Origin of the sequence: Bradyrhizobium sp. AUGA SZCCT0176 (genome assembly GCF_018130145.1) — a bacterium.
Classification (GTDB): Bacteria; Pseudomonadota; Alphaproteobacteria; order Rhizobiales; family Xanthobacteraceae; genus Bradyrhizobium.
Window position 1 is genome coordinate 15,815 of record NZ_JAFCMB010000016.1, and the last position, 16,755, is coordinate 32,569.

13 protein-coding genes and 1 tRNA gene are annotated in these 16,755 nt (G+C 64.0%); 5 read left to right on the forward strand and 9 right to left on the reverse strand.

Annotated elements, in window-relative coordinates:
- Positions 1–45 precede the first annotated feature (45 nt).
- The 5 genes from fdhF to mobB form a co-directional block, all read right to left on the reverse strand.
- Complete coding sequence (fdhF, locus tag JQ600_RS27815; RefSeq protein ID WP_212389993.1) at positions 46–2,811, reverse strand: formate dehydrogenase subunit alpha; 2,766 nt, start codon at positions 2,809–2,811, stop codon at positions 46–48.
- Entirely contained in the window at positions 2,808–4,517 is a 1,710-nt protein-coding gene (locus tag JQ600_RS27820) for an NADH-ubiquinone oxidoreductase-F iron-sulfur binding region domain-containing protein (protein ID WP_212389994.1), read from the reverse strand. The genes fdhF and JQ600_RS27820 overlap by 4 nt, the downstream gene beginning before the upstream one ends.
- Before the next feature lie 281 nt (positions 4,518–4,798).
- Positions 4,799–5,038, reverse strand: coding sequence for a sulfurtransferase TusA family protein (locus JQ600_RS27825; RefSeq protein ID WP_192740147.1), 240 nt, complete (start codon positions 5,036–5,038; stop codon positions 4,799–4,801).
- 42 nt (positions 5,039–5,080) lie between these two features.
- The gene (glp, locus tag JQ600_RS27830; protein WP_212389995.1) at positions 5,081–6,334 is read right to left on the reverse strand and encodes a gephyrin-like molybdotransferase Glp; all 1,254 of its coding nucleotides are present in this window, start codon (positions 6,332–6,334) and stop codon (positions 5,081–5,083) included.
- Positions 6,335–6,340: 6 nt separating this feature from the next.
- The gene (gene mobB, locus JQ600_RS27835) at positions 6,341–6,868 is read right to left on the reverse strand and encodes a molybdopterin-guanine dinucleotide biosynthesis protein B (protein ID WP_212389996.1); all 528 of its coding nucleotides are present in this window, start codon (positions 6,866–6,868) and stop codon (positions 6,341–6,343) included.
- Positions 6,869–6,960: 92 nt separating this feature from the next.
- On the opposite strand from mobB, the gene JQ600_RS27840 reads away from it, so the two are divergent.
- Both JQ600_RS27840 and mobA read left to right on the forward strand, forming a co-directional pair.
- A complete protein-coding gene (locus JQ600_RS27840; protein ID WP_212000353.1) occupies positions 6,961–7,851 on the forward strand; it encodes a formate dehydrogenase accessory sulfurtransferase FdhD in 891 nt (296 codons plus the stop codon).
- A 1-nt stretch (position 7,852) separates the two neighbouring features.
- A complete protein-coding gene (gene mobA / locus JQ600_RS27845) occupies positions 7,853–8,464 on the forward strand; it encodes a molybdenum cofactor guanylyltransferase MobA (protein ID WP_212390089.1) in 612 nt (203 codons plus the stop codon).
- 24 nt (positions 8,465–8,488) lie between these two features.
- Here the strand turns inward: mobA and JQ600_RS27850 are convergent, their stop codons facing one another.
- Genes JQ600_RS27850 through JQ600_RS27860 form a run of 3 tightly spaced genes read right to left on the reverse strand, consistent with a single transcriptional unit; the run spans position 8,489 to position 12,709 of the window.
- On the reverse strand, positions 8,489–9,619 hold the full coding sequence (locus tag JQ600_RS27850; RefSeq protein WP_212389997.1) for an FAD-dependent monooxygenase: 1,131 nt from the start codon (positions 9,617–9,619) through the stop codon (positions 8,489–8,491).
- A 14-nt stretch (positions 9,620–9,633) separates the two neighbouring features.
- On the reverse strand, positions 9,634–11,583 hold the full coding sequence (locus JQ600_RS27855) for a molybdopterin biosynthesis protein (RefSeq protein WP_212389998.1): 1,950 nt from the start codon (positions 11,581–11,583) through the stop codon (positions 9,634–9,636).
- A 13-nt stretch (positions 11,584–11,596) separates the two neighbouring features.
- The gene (locus JQ600_RS27860) at positions 11,597–12,709 is read right to left on the reverse strand and encodes a molybdopterin-binding protein (protein ID WP_212389999.1); all 1,113 of its coding nucleotides are present in this window, start codon (positions 12,707–12,709) and stop codon (positions 11,597–11,599) included.
- A 205-nt stretch (positions 12,710–12,914) separates the two neighbouring features.
- Here JQ600_RS27860 and JQ600_RS27865 point away from each other — a divergent pair, with 205 nt between their 5' ends.
- A complete protein-coding gene (locus JQ600_RS27865) occupies positions 12,915–14,126 on the forward strand; it encodes an ABC transporter substrate-binding protein (RefSeq protein WP_212390000.1) in 1,212 nt (403 codons plus the stop codon).
- A 174-nt stretch (positions 14,127–14,300) separates the two neighbouring features.
- Here the strand turns inward: JQ600_RS27865 and JQ600_RS27870 are convergent, their stop codons facing one another.
- Positions 14,301–15,278, reverse strand: a complete 978-nt coding sequence (locus tag JQ600_RS27870; RefSeq protein ID WP_212390001.1) for a TAXI family TRAP transporter solute-binding subunit — start codon at positions 15,276–15,278, stop codon at positions 14,301–14,303.
- A 140-nt stretch (positions 15,279–15,418) separates the two neighbouring features.
- Between JQ600_RS27870 and JQ600_RS27875 the strand changes: the two genes are divergently transcribed.
- Both JQ600_RS27875 and JQ600_RS27880 read left to right on the forward strand, forming a co-directional pair.
- A complete protein-coding gene (locus JQ600_RS27875; RefSeq protein WP_249132825.1) occupies positions 15,419–16,396 on the forward strand; it encodes a tripartite tricarboxylate transporter substrate binding protein in 978 nt (325 codons plus the stop codon).
- A gap of 81 nt (positions 16,397–16,477) precedes the next feature.
- Positions 16,478–16,553 (forward strand) — tRNA-Ile (locus JQ600_RS27880).
- Positions 16,554–16,755: the final 202 nt, after the last annotated feature.

Sequence of the window (16,755 nt, forward strand, 5' to 3'; positions counted from 1 at the left end):
GTCTTCGTGGCAACCAACCCAGCCTAACCTCATCAGGCTTTAGGTCTATTCCGCCGCGGTTCGCAGCTCTGCCCTTTCGGCGCGCACCGCGCAGAACTTGAACTCGGGGATCTTGCCGAACGGATCGAGCGCCGGGTTGGTTAGCAGGTTCGCCGCCGCCTCGGCGTAGCAGAACGGCATGAACACCATGTTCTCCGGCACGTCGCGGTCCGAGCGAACCTTGACCTCGACCGCGCCGCGTCGGGTTTCCAGCTTGATGAAATCGCCGGGCCATACGCTCAGACGGCGCATGTCCTTGGGCGACATGAACGCCACCGCCTCCGGCTCGATCTGGTCGAGCACGCTGGAGCGGCGGGTCATCGAACCGGTGTGCCAGTGTTCGAGCACGCGGCCGGTCGACAGCACCATCGGATACTCGCCGTCCGGCAGTTCGTCCGGCGGAATGACCTTGGCCGGCACGATCTTGCCGCGACCGCTCTCGGTCGGGAAGCCGGTGGTGAAGATGATCTCGTTGCCGGGCTTGTTCGGGTCATCCGCCGGATAGGTGACGGCGCCTTCACGGACCAGCCGCTCCCAGCTGATGTTCTTGAGCGACGGCATCAGCTGCGCCATCTCGGTGTAGACGTCGCCGGGGCCCGAATAATTCCACGGCAGCCCCATACGCTTGCCGACCTCCTGGATGATCCAGAGATCCTGTCGCGCGTCGCCCGGCGGCTTGATCACCTGGCGCGCAAGCTGCACGCGGCGGTCGGTGTTAGTGAAGGAGCCGTCCTTTTCCGCAAAGGCCGAGGCCGGCAGGATGACGTCGGCGTGGAATGCGGTCTCGGTGACGAAGAGGTCCTGCACCACGAGATGATCGAGCATGGCGAGCGCTCCGCGCGCATGCTGAAGATCGGGATCGGACATTGCGGGGTTTTCGCCCTCGATATACATACCCTTGATCTCACCGGCGTGGATCGCGTTCATGATCTCCACCACGGTCAGGCCGCGTACCGGATCGAGTTCCTGGCTCCACAGCTTCTCGAAATTGCCGCGCAGGTCGTCGCGGGAAACCGGCTGGTAGTCCGGCAGGAACATCGGAATCAGGCCGGCGTCGGACGCGCCCTGCACGTTGTTCTGGCCGCGCAGCGGATGCAGGCCGGTGCCGGGACGGCCGACTTGCCCGGTGATCAGCGCGAGAGCGATCAGGCAGCGGGCATTGTCGGTGCCGTGAACATGCTGGCTGATGCCCATGCCCCAGAAGATGATCGACGATTTGGCGCGCGCATAGGTTCGCGCCACCTCGCGCAGGGTTTCGGCCGGGACGCCGCAGATCGGCGCCATCTTCTCCGGCGTGAACTCCTTGATCTTCTCCTCGAGATCCTGAAAGCCCTCGGTGTAGCCCGCGATGTACTGATCGTCGGTCAGGCCTTCGGTGATGATCGTGTTGATCATCGCATTCAGCATGGCAACGTCGGAGCCGGGCTTGAACTGCAGATGTTTGGTCGCGTGGCGCGACAGCGACTGCCGACGCGGATCCAGCACGAAGAGCTTTGCACCCTTCTTCGCCGCGTTCTTAATGTAGGTTGCAGCGACCGGATGGTTGACGGTCGGATTTGCGCCGATCACGATGATGACTTCGGCGTCCATCGCCGCCGCGAACGGGGCCGACACCGCGCCGGAGCTCAGGCCTTCGAACAGCGCCGCCACCGAGGAGGCGTGACACAGCCGCGTGCAGTGATCGACATTGTTGGAGCCGAAGCCGGTGCGCACCAGCTTCTGGAACAGATAGGCCTCTTCGTTGGAGCCTTTGGCGGAGCCGAAACCGGCCAGCGCCTTGACGCCCTTCTCGTCGCGGATCTTCACGAGGCCGTTGGCGGCGATATCGAGCGCCTCTTCCCACGACGCTTCGCGGAAATGCGTGAACGGATTGGCCGGATCGACCTGGTCGTTGGAGTCCTTCTTCGCGTTGGGCAGCCGCACCAGCGGCTTGGTGATGCGATGCGGGTGGTGGATGTAGTCAAATCCAAAGCGGCCCTTGACGCAGAGCCGGTTGTGGTTGGCCGGGCCGTCGCGGCCTTCGGCGTAAATGATCTTCTCGTCCTTGACCTGATAGGTGACCTGGCAGCCGACGCCGCAGAACGGGCACAGCGAGTCGACTTCCTTGTCCGGATAGGTCACGCGGGTCTGGTTCTCGTCCAGCATCACCGACGGCATCAATGCGCCGGTCGGGCACGCCTGCACGCATTCGCCGCAGGCCACGCAGGTCGATTCACCCATGGGATCATCGAAGTCGAACACGATTTTCGAGCCGTGACTGCGATAGGCCATGCCGATGACGTCGTTGACCTGCACTTCCCGGCAGGCGCGCACGCAGAGGCCGCACTGGATGCAGGCGTCGAGATTGACGCTCATCGCGGGATGGCTGACGTCGCTTTCCCAGCGCTCGGCCGCGGGAAAACGGCTTTCGGTGACCTCGACCTTCTCGGCCCAATGCCAGAATTTTGAGTCGGGATCGTGGGAGGTCTCGCGCGCCGGCTGGTCGGCGACCAAGAGTTCCATCACCATCTTCTGCGCCGCGACCGCGCGCGCGCTTTCGGATTTCACCTTCATGCCGACGGTGGGCGTGCGCTTGCAGGATGCTGCCAGCACGCGCTCGCCCTCGATCTCCACCATGCAGGCGCGGCAATTGCCATCGGGCCGATAGTCCGGCGCGGGCGAATAGCACAGATGCGGGATTTCCTGGCCCTGACGCTTCGCCACCTGCCAGATGGTTTCGCCTGCGTTGGCCTCAACCTGCTTGCCGTCGAGTTCGAACTTGATCTTGGTCATTCCGCGGCTTCTTTCGGCACGAATTCTTCCGGAAAATACTTAATCACTGACGTCAGCGGATTCGAGGCCGCCTGCCCGAGCCCGCAGATCGACGCATCGCGCATCGCCTGGCTCAACTGGTCGAGCAGTTCGCGGTTCCAGACCGGGCGCTCCATCAGGATCGTCGCCTTCTGGGTGCCGACCCGGCACGGCGTGCACTGGCCGCAGCTCTCATCCTCGAAGAAGCGCATCAGGTTCAGCGCCGCGCCCCGCACGCTGTCGTGTTCGGACAGGATCACGACCGCCGCCGAGCCGATGAAGCAGCCGTATTTTTCCAGCGTGCCGAAATCGAGCGGGATATTGTCCATCGACGCCGGCAGGATGCCGCCGGATGCGCCGCCCGGCAGGTAGGCGTGGAACGTATGTCCGTCCGCCATGCCGCCGCAGAACTCGTCGATCAGTTCGCGCACGGTGACACCCGCAGGCGCCAGCTTCATGCCGGGGTTCTTGACGCGGCCCGACACCGAGTAGCTGCGCAGGCCGTGGCGGTCGTTGCGGCCGTTGCCCTTCCACCAGTCCGCGCCCTTCTCGACGATGTCGCGCACCCACCACAGCGTCTCGATATTGTTGATCAGGGTCGGCAGGCCGAACAGGCCGACCTGGAACGGATATGGCGGCTTGTGGCGGGGCAGACCGCGCTTGCCTTCAATGCTTTCGAGCAGCGAGGATTCCTCGCCGCAGATATAGGCGCCGGCGCCGCGGCGCATGTGCAGCACCGGTCCGCCCGGCGGCAGTTTTGCGATCTCGCGTTCTAGAATTTCACGCGAGGCCGGATATTCGTCTCGCAGGTAAATATAGACATCGGTCGCCTCGACCACGTGCGCGCCGATCAGCATGCCCTCGAGGAAGCGATGCGGGTCGGTCTCGAGGTAAAAGCGGTCCTTGAAGGTGCCGGGTTCGCCCTCGTCGCCATTGATCGCCATCAGCCGCGGACCGGGCTCGCCGAGCACCGCGCGCCATTTGCGCCCCGTCGGGAAGCCGGCGCCGCCGAGCCCGCGCAGCGAGGCGTCGTCGAGCGCCTTCAGCAAATCTTCCTTTGAAAGCGCACCCGAGCGCAGGCGATTGAGCAGCGCGTAACCGCCGCCGGCGACATAGGCGTCGTAACCAACATAGTCAGGCAGATGCGCATGGGTCTCGCCGGCTTTCGCCGCGGCCAGCACGTTCGAGACGGTGGCGTGATCGACAAAGTGATGGCCGACTTCAGCGGCGGGCGCGGTATCGCAGCGGCCGACGCAGGGCGCGCGCACCACGCGAATGCCGGGGCCTGCCTTGTCCTGCAATTCATGCAGCAATTTTTCGGCGCCCAGCATCGCGCAGGTCAGCGAATCGCAGACGCGAATTGTCAGCGGCGCAATATCCGGCTCGCCTTCCTTCACGATATCGAAATGCGCGTAGAAGGTTGCGGTCTCGAACACTTCGGCAAACGACAGCTTCATCTCGTCCGCGAGGGCGGCGAGATGGGCTGCGGAAATCTGGTGATACGTGTCCTGGATCAGATGCAAATGTTCGATCAAGAGATCGCGCTGCCGCGACCGGTCGCCGAGCAGCTGTTCAATCTCGTACGCGGCGGTCGGATCGACCTGGCGGCCCTTCGGCGTCGCCTTGGCCCGCTTCCGCCCGGCGCCGGGGTGATCGAACGAGCGGACTTTCTGCACGTCTTGAACCATGGAAAACGTCTCGTTCCTGCCTGCATGTTTCCGCGATCATAAATCGTGGCATGCCAGATGCCAAGAGAATTGTCGCGTTTTGATAAGCATTTAAGGCGACACGTCCGGCGCGGTCATGCCGCTCGCCGCCCGGACGAGGCTTCGCGTCGAAGCCATCTTTTCGATCAGCGAATGAGAACTGGAATCGATCTAAAGATCAATAAAGCTGTCTCATGATGCGATAGGGAATGCGCATCGATTTGGTTTTGCAATCAGTCGATACATATTCGAAATGAACTGTCTCAACTGACGCCACCGTCCGCCTTCTCGATCAGGAATACGATTCGGGCCTCCGCCCGCTCCGTGATCTCGACCTTGTCACCGGTTTCGCGGATCAGATTCGGGATATCGATCACCGACAGCGGATCGGTGCAGTGGACTTCAAGCCGCTCGCCAGGTTTGACCGACTTCAGCGCCTTGCGCGTCTTCAGCGCCGGCAATGGGCATTTGAGGCCGGTGAGATCGAGCTTTGTCGTGGTCATCCCGGGAACATGGCGAAGCGGATGCGCATCGTCAATGAGCCTTCAGATCAAGCTGGCATAGGACAGGAAGCCGACGGTCTGGCCAGGCTCGACAAGCGTGATCTCTTCGCCGAGTTCGACAAGGCCGTCGGTGTCGACCAGCGAGGACAACAACCCCGCACCCTCGCGCGGAAACTTCACCGCTTCGAGCGCACCATCCCCGGCCTTGCGCAGGGTGACGCGGACATATTCGCGGCGGGCGATTTTCTTCTTGTAGGCGAAGGCGGCGCGAACCGGCATCGGAACCAGCTTCTGCTGCCGCGCGCCCGACAGGGCAAGAATCGTCGGCCGCACCACGTGAGCGAAGGTGACAAAACTCGCCACTGGATTGCCCGGCAGGCCGATGAACGGTGTGCCGCCGATGATCCCCATCGCCACCGGACGTCCCGGCTTGATCGCCATCCGCCACAGCACGAGCGAGCCCACGCTTTCGACGCTGGCCTTGACGTGATCTTCTTCGCCGGTCGACACGCCGCCGGTGGTGAGGATCAGATCATGGGCGCTGGCGACTTTCCTTAGTGCGGCAGCGAGCGTGGTAGGCTCGTCCCTGATAATGCCGAGGTCGCTGACCTCGCAGCCGAGCCGCGCCAGCATCGCCATGAGCATGAAACGGTTTGAATCGAACAGCTGCGCCGCCGCGCGTGGCTCGCCCGGCGAGACCAGCTCATTGCCGGTAGAGAACACCGCGACGCGGATGCGCCTGTTGACGCCAAGTTCGGTCAGGCCGAATGCGGCTGCCAGCGCCACATCCTGCGGCCGCAGTCTTTGTCCGGCCTTCAATGCCGCGTGACCCAACGGGATATCCTCGCCCGCGGGACGCACATTGGCGCCGGGTTTCAGCCCCGCTGGAAGCACCACCTTGCCGTCGTCGAGGCGAACGTCTTCCTGCATGAACACGGTGTCGGCGCCGTCGGGCATCGGCGCACCCGTGAAGATGCGGACCGCCTCGCCCGGCGTGATCGGCGCGCCTGCGGAAGCGCCGGCCTGAACGCGGCCGGACACCGCAAACGCCTGCTCCTTGTCATCAGGCAGATCGCGGCTCGACACCGCGTAGCCGTCGACGGCGGAATTGGTGAAGGGCGGCAGCGGCAGCGGCGCCGAAACATCCTGCGCGAGTACGCGTCCGTCGGCATTGGCGAGCGGGACGGTCTCCACCTCCTGCACAGCCGTGACCCGCGCTGCAATGATGCCGACGGCCTCATCGACCGACATCATCGGACCGCCGAAGGCAAAGCAATCGTCGGACAATTGCGCCATCGCGAGTTAGCTCTCCGCTTCGCTCTTTGCCAGCACCTCTTCGACCGAAATCGCCGAGCGCAGCATCATTGCGGCAATCGCCTCGATATCATCGAGATGGGCGGTGGGAAGCCTGGTTTCAACCGCGGTATCGGTGGCGAGGCCGACCACGCCGGGATCCTCGGGGAACAGAAACGGCTTGCCGTTGGCGGCGCGGAAAACCTCGATCTTGCGGTGCGGCTCGCGCTTGAAACCCTCGATGACGACCAGATCGACCCGCGACATCCTGGCCAGCAGTTCCGGCAGACGCGGCTCTTCGGCGCCGCGCAATTCATGCATCAGCGCCCACCGCCGCGCGGAAGACACCAGCACCTCGGTGGCGCCGGCCTCGCGATGGCGCCAGGAATCCTTGCCGGGAATATCGACGTCGAAGGCGTGATGGGCGTGCTTGATCACGGAAACCCTCAGGCCGTCTTTCAGCAAATGCGGGATCACCCGCGCCAGCAAGGTGGTCTTGCCGGCGCCGCTCCATCCCGCGAGGCCAATCACTTTCATTCCATTCTCCGCACCCCAGCCGGAACCAGGCTGGGCTTTCTCCTGAGGTGCTTTATATCGGCTGCGAGCCAATGTCATGCTAACCTGCGGAAATGATGAAGATCGACAAAGCCCCCGTCCCCCTGATCGTGCCCAATCCTGATGATCCCAGGCTGACCGAGCGCGTCACCGGGACCGACCAGACCGGCGCCACGGTCGAAATCAGGGTGCCGGTGGAGCGGCCGCTGACGCTGTATTTGAACGCGCAGGAGATCGTCACCATGATGACGATCGGCGACTATCCGGAATATCTCGCGCTCGGCTATCTGTTGAACCAGAACATGCTGAAATATGACGACGTCGTCACCGAGGTCGAATATGACGACGATCTGCAGGTGGTGGTGGTGCGCACCGAGCACCACACCAATTTCGAGGCCAAGCTGAAGAAGCGCACGCAGACCTCGGGCTGCGCGCAGGGCACCGCGTTCGGCGACCTGCTGGAGGCCGTGGAAAGCGTCGCACTGCCGAAGGCGGAACTGCGCACCTCCTGGCTCTACGAGATGACGCATGCGATCAACACCATGCCTTCACTGTATCTCGAGGCCGGCGCGATCCATGGCTGCGTGCTGTGCAAGCAAGGCACCCCGGTCTGCTACACCGAGGATGTCGGCCGTCACAACGCCGTCGACAAGATCGCTGGCTGGATCTATCGCCACGGCGTCGATCCCGGCGACAAGATTCTCTACACCACGGGCCGGCTGACCTCCGAAATGGTGATCAAGACGGTGCGGATGGGAATTCCCATCCTGGTGTCGCGCTCGGGTTTTACGGCATGGGGCGTCGAGCTGGCGCGGCAGGTCGGGCTAACGCTGGTCGGACGCACGCGGGGAAAGCGGTTCATCGCGCTGTCAGGCCAGGAGCGCATCGTGTTCGACCAGAATCTCGCCTTTGTCGAAGAGGAATCGGCGCGGCACAAACGCAAGGGCGAAGACCGTGACGACTGAAATGATTCCCGGCGTGCTGCTCGCCGGCGGCCTGGCGCGGCGGATGGGCGGCGGCGACAAGCCGATGCGCACGATCGGCGGCCGCACCATCCTCGACCGCGTGATCGCGCGGCTGCAGCCGCAATGCGATGGCCTCATTCTCAACGCCAACGGCGATCCCGCGCGCTTTGCGGCGTTCGGGCTGCCGGTCGTCGCCGACGGCGTCGCCGATTTTCCCGGACCGCTGGCCGGTATCCTGGCGGCGCTGGATTGGGCCGCGGCCAACCGGCCGGAGGTCAAGTGGGTGTTGAGTGCCGCGGCAGACTGCCCGTTCCTGCCGCGCGATCTCGTGGCGCGTCTCGGTGCGGCGCTACGCAATGAGAACGCGGAGCTCGCGGTCGCCGCTTCCGACGGCCAGTCGCATCCGGTGATCGGGCTGTGGAGCGTGGCTTTGCGCGAACAACTCCGCCACGCGCTTGTGGTCGAGGACGTCAGGAAGATCGACCGCTGGACCGCGCGCTACCGCCTCGCCACGGTGACCTGGCCGGTCGAACCGATCGACCCGTTTTTCAATGCCAACACCATGGATGACATCGCCGAGGCGGACCGGCTGGCCGCGCTGGATGGCGGTTAGACTGCAGCTCTCTCCACGTCGTCCCTACGCCGCCAGCGGCACGGTCCAGGCATCGTAGCCATAGACCCAATCGGTATCGGTCTTTCCGCTGAGCCATGTATTGGTGCGCGAGGTTTGCTGGATCCGCGCGGTTCGATCCTTGCGGGTTGCCTCAAATCTTCGAAACGCATTTGGCACGCCATCCCGCTCGACGCCGTCGAGGCAGCGCGACAGCACGGCGGCGTCCTCGATCGCCATCGCCGCCCCCTGCGCCATATAGGGCGTCATCGGATGGCAGGCGTCGCCGAGCAGCATCACGTTGCCCTCGCCCCAACGCTCCAGCGCATTGCGATCGACGATCGCCCATTTGTGCACGTCCGGGCAGGCGGCCAACACCTGCTCGACCTGGCGATCGAAGCCCGCAAAAGCCTTGCGCAATTCCCTGACGTCGCCCTTGGCCGACCACGACTCGATCCGGAAGTCCGGCTCCGGCTGGCTGGTGACGAGGTAGATTTCGCTGCGGTCCGGCTTGACGTAGTAGATGACGATGTGCCGGTCCTCGCCCCACCATTTGGTGCAGTCGTCGATTTTTTCACCGCCGAGCAACGCAGCCGGATAAGTGGTTCGGTAAGCGATGCGCCCGGTAAAGTGCACCGGCGAAGTATCGAACAGGATGTCTCGGACGACGGAGTGGATGCCATCGGCGCCGATGACGGCGTCGGCGATCGCAACCTCGCCGTTGGCAAACGAAAGCCGGACGCCCTCGCCGGTCTCGTCGAGTCCGACCAGTTTGTGGTTCAGCTTGACGCATTCATCGGGAACGGCGCTCGCCAGCGCCGCATGCAAATCGCCGCGATGCGCCAGCAGATAGGGCGCGCCAAATTTCTGTTCGGCGCTCTCGCCAAAAATCATGTCGAACTTGACTTCGCCGGTGCGCCAGTCGCGGTTGTTCCAGGAGCGCGGGTAAAACGACTGGCTGCGCAATCTTTCCTCGAGCCCCAGCCCGCGCAGCACCTTCATGGCGTTGCAGCCGATCTGGATGCCGGCGCCCAATCGCGCGAATTGCGAGGCCTGTTCATAGACGGAGACGTCGATGCCGACCCGGCGCAGCGCTGCTGATGACGCGAGGCCGCCCATGCCAGCGCCTATGATTGCAATCGAAAGACGCCGCGTCATCGCCTCCCCGCCATTCAGGCCGGTCGAAACCCGGCTCTTTCCAGCGCCGCGCGGCCTTCCTCCGACGCCAGCGCGTCGAGGAAAGCCTGTACCGCCGCCCGCTGCTTGCGCGCCGTCACCAGCGCGAAATCATAATGCTCTTCGGCAAAGGGAATGAAACCCAGGTCGGACGCATGGGCCACCGGCGCGATGGTCATGCCCCAGTCGGCGCGATGCTGCGCCACGGCGGCGGCGACCGCGTTGTGCGAGCGCGGTTGATTCCAGTAACCGTCGGGCCTGGCACCCGCCAGCAGCCGGTCGATCAGGATGCGCGTGCCGGCGCCCTGGTTGCGGTTGACCATGATGCAGGCGGGATCGGCGAGCGCCGCACGCACCGCGGCCTCGGCGCTCAGGCCCTCGAAGCGCGCATCGCCCTTGCGGAACACGATGCCCTGCATCCGCCGCCAGCCGGGCACCAGTTCAAGTCCGTCGGTGAGATAAGGCGTGTTGTAGGTTTCGGTCTTGTCATCGAACAGATGGATCGGCGCAAAATCGCATTCGCCGCGCTTGGCCGCCGTCAACCCGCCGAGGCTGCCGACCGCGATCGATCGTACCGAAAGCCCGGTGCGCGCCAGCGGCGCGGTGACGAGATCGAGCCCGGTGCAGTGGCTGCCGACGATCACGAGATCCGGCACCCGCACATGCGGCGTGAACAGCGTCACTTCGGCATCAGTGCCTGCCGGCATCTGGTCGGCCAGCGCCTCGATGCGCAGAAAACCATCGGCCTGCGCGAATGAGGTGATCGCGCCCGAGCCCTTGCCGGTGGGATAGGCGATCAGACCGTCCGTTCCCTCGACCAGCGAGACCATGACGAATTCGGTGCGCCCCAGTTCGGAGGCGATCCGCACCGGAATTCTGGCGCTGACCTTGGCGTCCAAACGCGGCGGCAGGCCCGCCATGCGCCGCAGCACCGGCACGATCATGTCGTGGAAGGTGAACATCGCCGAGGTCGGAAATCCCGGCAGGATCACCACCGGCTTGCCGTCGCAAACCGCGAGGCAGAGCGGCTTGCCCGGCTTCAGCGCGACGCCATGCGCAATAATGCCGGGCTTGCCGAGCCGCGCGATGATGCGGTGGGTCACATCTCCCGCACCTTTCGAGGTGCCGCCCGAGAGTACCAGCATGTCGCTGATTTGCAGCGCACTGCGCATCGCAGATTCAAGCTGCGCCTCGTCGTCGGGAATGGCGCCGAGAAATATCGCCTCGCCGCCATTCTCCGACATCGCCGCGGTGACGATCGCGCCATTGGTGTCGTAGATCGCGGCCGGGCGCAGCGGCGAACCCGGCTGCACCAATTCGTCGCCGGTCGAGATAATGGCGACACGCAGCCGGCGCGCGACGGCAACTTGCGCGATACCGCAGGCTGCCAGCATCCCGATCTCGCGCGAGCCAATCATAGTGCCGGCGCGCAGCAGCGCCTCGCCGCGCGCGATGTCGGAGCCGGCATAGGACACGAACTGACCGGGCGAAGCGGCGCGGCGAATTTCGATCGCGCGGGTTCCCGCCGGCTGCGTGTGCTCGACCATTACGATGGCGTCGGCGCCGCGTGGCACCGGACCGCCGGTCGCAATCGACGTGGCGGTGCCCGACAGCACCGGCCGCGTCGGCGCGGTGCCGCAGGCGATCACCTCGTCGTTCAGCATCATCCGCACCGGCGTTGCTTCACCGGCGGAAGCGAGATCGGCGGAACGCACCGCAAAACCATCGACGTTGGAACGATCGAACGGCGGCACATCGATCGGTGCCACGATATCTTCGGCCAACGCGCAGCCGAGTGCATCCGCGAGCGGCCACCGCTCGATGGGCACCGCGCGCGGAAACAACGCGGCTTCAAACCGCGCCAACGCTTCCTCGCGCGACAGGATGATCAAGAACTGGTCCTGATCGACGGGTTCACGGTCTTTCGGCGAGGGTGTACGGGTCATGCCGGCATCCATATCATTCCCGCAGCATATAGCCATCGACGCCGCTGCCTGCAGCAAATCCTTCCGCGCCGCCCGGTACGGTTAACCAGGCCTCGGCGCGGGCGATCGCATCGAGCGACAGTTCGCCGACCGCCAGCGTCACCCAGGCGTCCGCTTTTCGCTCCAGCAGCACGACTTCCGCAATGCCAACCCCGGAGGCGATCTTGCGCGCCAGCGGCAGGTTGAGCGTCTTGCGCGGCCGCCGCCCCGACAGCCGGTCGAGTGCGGGCAACGCCAGCGTCCACCACGCCGCGAACGCCTGATCAGGCGCGCCCGGCAGCACGACCACAGGCGTGTTGCCGATGCGGCCCACCGCCGAGGTGCGGCCGGGCTGCACGGCGATGCCATGGGCGAGAACCTCGCCACACCCGGCCAATGCCGACACCGTCGCGTCGGTGCGGCCGACGCCGCTGCCGCCGACAATCAACAGCAGGTCGCATGCGCCGACGTCGATCGCCGCGACAATCGATGCGGCATCGCGGCCAACAGCGGTAACGGACACCACATCGGCGCCGGCGGTGCGCGCGCTCTCCGCGATCAGGTCCGACGTCACCGAGCCGCCGGGAATATTGACGAGGCGCAGGCGAGGCTGGCGCACCTTCAGCCGCTCTATTCCCGCCGCCCGCGCGATCATGAGGTCACGTGCCAGCACGCGCCGCCCAGCCTCGACCACACTGCTGCCAGCGGCAATGTCACCACCGGCCCGGCGCACGCCCTGCCCCGGGATCGCTTCCGCCAGCACCTGCGGCATCGGGCCTGATAGCTCGACGGAATCGGCATCGAGCACGCAGTCGCAGCCGTCGGGCATCGCATCACCCACTTCGACCCAGAGCGGCAACGCCGCCAATGACAATGGCGAATAGGACGACGCGCCGACGAGATCGCGGGCGCGCAACGCAAAGCCGTCGCTGGCGGCGATGTCGTGCGGCGGCAACGCGTCCGATGGCGGCATGTCGGCGGCAATACAACGCAGCGCCTCCGCTAGCGGCAGTTCCGCAGGCGTTACCGGCTCGACGCCGTGCAACAGGGCGGCGAGCGCCACATCGAGCGGCGTAAGCGAAGTCGGCAGGCGCTGGTTCGGGGTCATGGCCCGCTATGCCCTGAATCGGCCCGAAAATAAACAGAACCCGATACCGCTGGCGGTCGGCCCCTCCTTTCGACCAAGTTGACGTCTGCTCAAATTAGTTGCAATCGGGACCAATTAGCTTTAGTTGCAGATGGGACTAATTGGCGGAAAGCAACCGCCTGAAGACACACACGGCCAACGTGCCGATGCACAGGGAGAAGAGGGGATGTTCGTCAAAAACCTATCCATGCTGGGCGCGCTTGCCGCTGCGATGCTGGTATCTTCAGCGGCGCTCGCACAAGTGTCCGATGAGATCGTCAAGATCGGCGTTCTCACCGATATGAACGGCCCGGCGGCGACGCCGACCGGTCAGGGCTCGGTCACGGCCGCGCAGATGGCGATCGACGATTTCGGCGGCAAGGTGCTGGGCAAGCCGATCAGCCTGATCGTCGGCGACCATCAACTGAAGCCGGATATCGGCGGCGGCATCGCACGGCGATGGTACGATGTCGACCAGGTCGACCTGATCGTCGACGTGCCGGTCTCGGCGGTCGGGCTGGCGGTGCAGAACGTCGCCAACGAGAAGAAGAAGCTGTTCATCACGCATTCGACCCTGGCCGCGGATTTCCACGGCAAATTCTGCTCACCTTACGCGATGCAGTGGGTGATCGACACCCGCTCGCTCGCGGCCGGCACCGCGCAGGCGGTGGTGAAGCGCGGCGGCGATAGCTGGTTCTTCATCACCGACGATTATGCATTCGGCCACGCGCTCGAACGCGATGCCGCTGCGGTGGTCACCGCCAATGGCGGCAAGGTGCTGGGTTCGGTGAGGCCGCCGCTCGCTACTTCAGACCTGTCGTCCTTCGTGCTGCAGGCGCAGGCGTCCAAGGCCAAGATCATCGGCATCGCCGCCGGCCCGCCGAACAACATGAACGAGATCAAGACCGCCTCGGAGTTTGGCGTCTTGAAGGGTGGCCAGCAGATGGCAGCGTTGCTGGCGCTGATCACCGACATTCATTCGCTCGGATTGCCGGCGGCGCAGGGCCTGCTGCTGACGACCTCATTCTACTGGGACATGGACGACAAGACCCGCGAATGGTCGAAGCGCTATTTCGCCAAGATGAACCGGATGCCGACGATGTGGCAGGCCGGCGTCTATTCCTCGGTGATGTATTATCTCAACGCCATCAAGGAGTCGGGTACCGACGAGCCGTTGAAAGTGGCGGCAAAGATGCGCGAAAAGCCGATCGAGGACTTTTTCTCGCGCAACGGCAAGCTGCGCGAGGACAATCTGATGGTGCATGACCTCTGGCTGGTCGAGGTCAAGAAGCCGGAAGAATCAAAGTATCCGTGGGACTATTACAAGATCCTGGCAAAAATTCCGGGCGACGAAGCATTCGGGCCCATTGATCCGGCATGTTCGATGGCGAAGAAGTAGATTCTCGGCGTCGTTGCAACAATACACACCATCGTCGTCCCGGCGAACGCCGGGACCCATAATCCCGGTCATCTGTTGTTGGAAAAAGCCCGTCGAGTATTGTGCTTAACAATAACTGCCGCGGCGTATGGGTCCCGGCTCAAGGCCGGGACGACGTGTTGAGAGAGCAGCGCTCTACTTCACCACCCCAACTTCACGGAAATATTTCAGCACGCCTGGATGAATCAACCCCACATTCGGCGCGGCCGCGGCCGTGTTCACCGCCGTCGTCTCGCAGGCCGGCGGCAGCTTCTTGCACAACGACCCCTCCGCGCCGTGCAACGTCTTCGCCAGCCGATAGGCAACGTCATCCGGCAGGCTTTCGCGCGCGAGGACAAAACTCCATGAGCCGATCGAATCGATCGCCGCCGGCTGGTTCGGGTAGCTGTTGGCGGGCACCGTCAACGGCTTGAGGAAGGTGTGCTTGGCGCGAACCTTGGCGATCTCGCCGGCGTCGGGCGCGATGAAGCGGGCGCCGCCGGGGCTTTCCGCCATGCTCTTGAAGCCAGGCCAGCCGATGCCCGCGCCCCATAGCGCCGCGGCACGGCCGTCCTGCACCATGGCCGGACCGTCGCCGGCGCGGTCGAGATAGATCGACTTGAAATCCTCGTCCTGCTTCAGCCCGATGCCGTCGAGCATGTAGCGCGACAGGATCGGCAGACCCGAACCCCTGGCGCCGAACGCCACCGGCTGGCCGACGAGATCGCGAATGGTCTTGTAGGGGCTGTCGGCGCGCACCACGAACATACCCGGACTGGAATACATCGCGGTCAGGATCTTCAGCCTGGTCGGCGCCCGCCCGATGCCCATGAAGGCCTCGTAGGAAGGCTCCCCGGCTACCAGCGCGATATCGAGCCCGTCTGATTCCAGCAGCGGAATGTTCTCGCTGCTGCCCTTGGTGTTGCGCGGCTCGATCGACAGCGTCGGATCGGCGGCATTCATGACTTCCGCGAACGCATTGCCATACACCGGGAAGCCGCCGCCCGGTGTCGCGGTTCCAAGACTAATCGGGGTACTGATTGTTGTTCTTGTAATGGCCTTGCCTCCGTCTTGCGCCGCAGCGCCGCCCGCCAGCAGAACAACGCCGGCGCAGACAATATGAGCGAGTTTCATGTTTGGCCTCAAGCGTGTTTTCAAGAGCAAGTCTGCTCCCGGGAGGAATGACCAATCAACGCGCATTGGAGGTTGTAGGCAAGCTCGGGCTTTTATGAAAGCATGGCCGCAACGGTAACAAGAAAATGACGGGAAGCATAATGATCCGATTTTCGCGAAAAGCATTGTTTGGTCTGGTTTGCCTTTTCAGCTTTGTGGCCAACACCTCCCCTTCCGCCGCCGCCGATTACCCCACCCGTCCGGTGAAATGGGTGATCGGCTTTGCCGCCGGAGGCCCGGTCGATATCGTCGCGCGTATCATGAGCCAGTGGTTGTCGGACCATTTCAACCAGCAATTCGTGGTCGAAAACCGCACCGGCTCCGGTGGCAATATCGCCGCGGCTGCGGCGATCAGCTCGCCGCCGGACGGCTACACACTGCTGTTCGTCGCGCCCAACAACGCGATCTCGACCTCGCTCTACAAGAAACTGCCGTTTGACTTCCTGCGCGATACCGCGCCGGTCGCCAGCATCATGCAACTCACCAATATGTTCGTGGTGTCGAACGCGACGCCGGCGAAAACCGTTCAGGAGTTCATCGACTACTGCAAGGCGAACCCCGGCAAGATCTCCTATGCGTCATCGGGCAATGGCACGTCGGTGCACATGTCGGCAGAACTGTTCAAGGCGATGACCAAATGCGACATGCTGCACGTGCCCTATCGCGGCTCGGCGCTGGCATTTCCGGACATCATTTCCGACAAGGTGCAGTTGATCTTCGACAATCTGCCGTCGGCCCTCGAACAGGTTCGGGGCGGCACCGTTCGCGCGCTCGGGGTCACCTCCCCGCAGCGCTGGCCGACGGTGCCGGACGTGCCCGCGATCGCCGAAACCGTGCCGGGCTTCGAGTCCGTCGGCTTTTACGGCATCTCGGTGCCGAAGGGCACGCCGCAGGAGGTCATCGATATCCTCAACAAGGCGGTCGGCGAAGCGCTGAAGGACCCCAAGCTGGTGGCGCGGCTCGCCGAGGTCGGCGGCATTCCGAAGCCGATGACACCAGCCGAATTCGGCAAGCTCGTCGCCGGCGAGACCGAGAAATGGCGCAAAGTTGTGGAATTTGCCGGCGTTTCGGTGGATTAACCCCGGCATTGCGGGATTGAGATCATCCCTGTAAACGATGCCCGCACCGTTGCCGGCCGCCTCAAAACGACCGTCGCGGCGGGGCCTGTAGCTCAATGGTTAGAGCCGGCCGCTCATAACGGTCTGGTTGCAGGTTCGAGTCCTGCCGGGCCCACCATAAAATCAGGGACTTATCGATTTTGCTTTTTTCTACGCCGCCAGAAATTCCGACAGAATTTCGGAGACGCGCGTGATCTCATCGATAATATCCAAGTCCTTTCAACGGCGGGTTTGTGAGCCGACCGTGCAGACGGCCTTGCTTGCATGTAATTCTGACAACAGAACAACAGGGCGGCGCAGGATCGGGCATCGTTAGCGAT

Coding starts and splice junctions, on each gene's coding strand:
- fdhF (WP_212389993.1), bottom strand. CDS start 2,811: ATGACCAAGATCAAGTTCGAACTCGACGGCAAGCAGGTTGAGGCCAAC.
- JQ600_RS27820 (WP_212389994.1), bottom strand. CDS start 4,517: ATGGTTCAAGACGTGCAGAAAGTCCGCTCGTTCGATCACCCCGGCGCC.
- JQ600_RS27825 (WP_192740147.1), bottom strand. CDS start 5,038: ATGACCACGACAAAGCTCGATCTCACCGGCCTCAAATGCCCATTGCCG.
- glp (WP_212389995.1), bottom strand. CDS start 6,334: ATGGCGCAATTGTCCGACGATTGCTTTGCCTTCGGCGGTCCGATGATG.
- mobB (WP_212389996.1), bottom strand. CDS start 6,868: ATGAAAGTGATTGGCCTCGCGGGATGGAGCGGCGCCGGCAAGACCACC.
- JQ600_RS27840 (WP_212000353.1), top strand. CDS start 6,961: ATGATGAAGATCGACAAAGCCCCCGTCCCCCTGATCGTGCCCAATCCT.
- mobA (WP_212390089.1), top strand. CDS start 7,853: ATGATTCCCGGCGTGCTGCTCGCCGGCGGCCTGGCGCGGCGGATGGGC.
- JQ600_RS27850 (WP_212389997.1), bottom strand. CDS start 9,619: ATGACGCGGCGTCTTTCGATTGCAATCATAGGCGCTGGCATGGGCGGC.
- JQ600_RS27855 (WP_212389998.1), bottom strand. CDS start 11,583: ATGACCCGTACACCCTCGCCGAAAGACCGTGAACCCGTCGATCAGGAC.
- JQ600_RS27860 (WP_212389999.1), bottom strand. CDS start 12,709: ATGACCCCGAACCAGCGCCTGCCGACTTCGCTTACGCCGCTCGATGTG.
- JQ600_RS27865 (WP_212390000.1), top strand. CDS start 12,915: ATGTTCGTCAAAAACCTATCCATGCTGGGCGCGCTTGCCGCTGCGATG.
- JQ600_RS27870 (WP_212390001.1), bottom strand. CDS start 15,278: ATGAAACTCGCTCATATTGTCTGCGCCGGCGTTGTTCTGCTGGCGGGC.
- JQ600_RS27875 (WP_249132825.1), top strand. CDS start 15,419: ATGATCCGATTTTCGCGAAAAGCATTGTTTGGTCTGGTTTGCCTTTTC.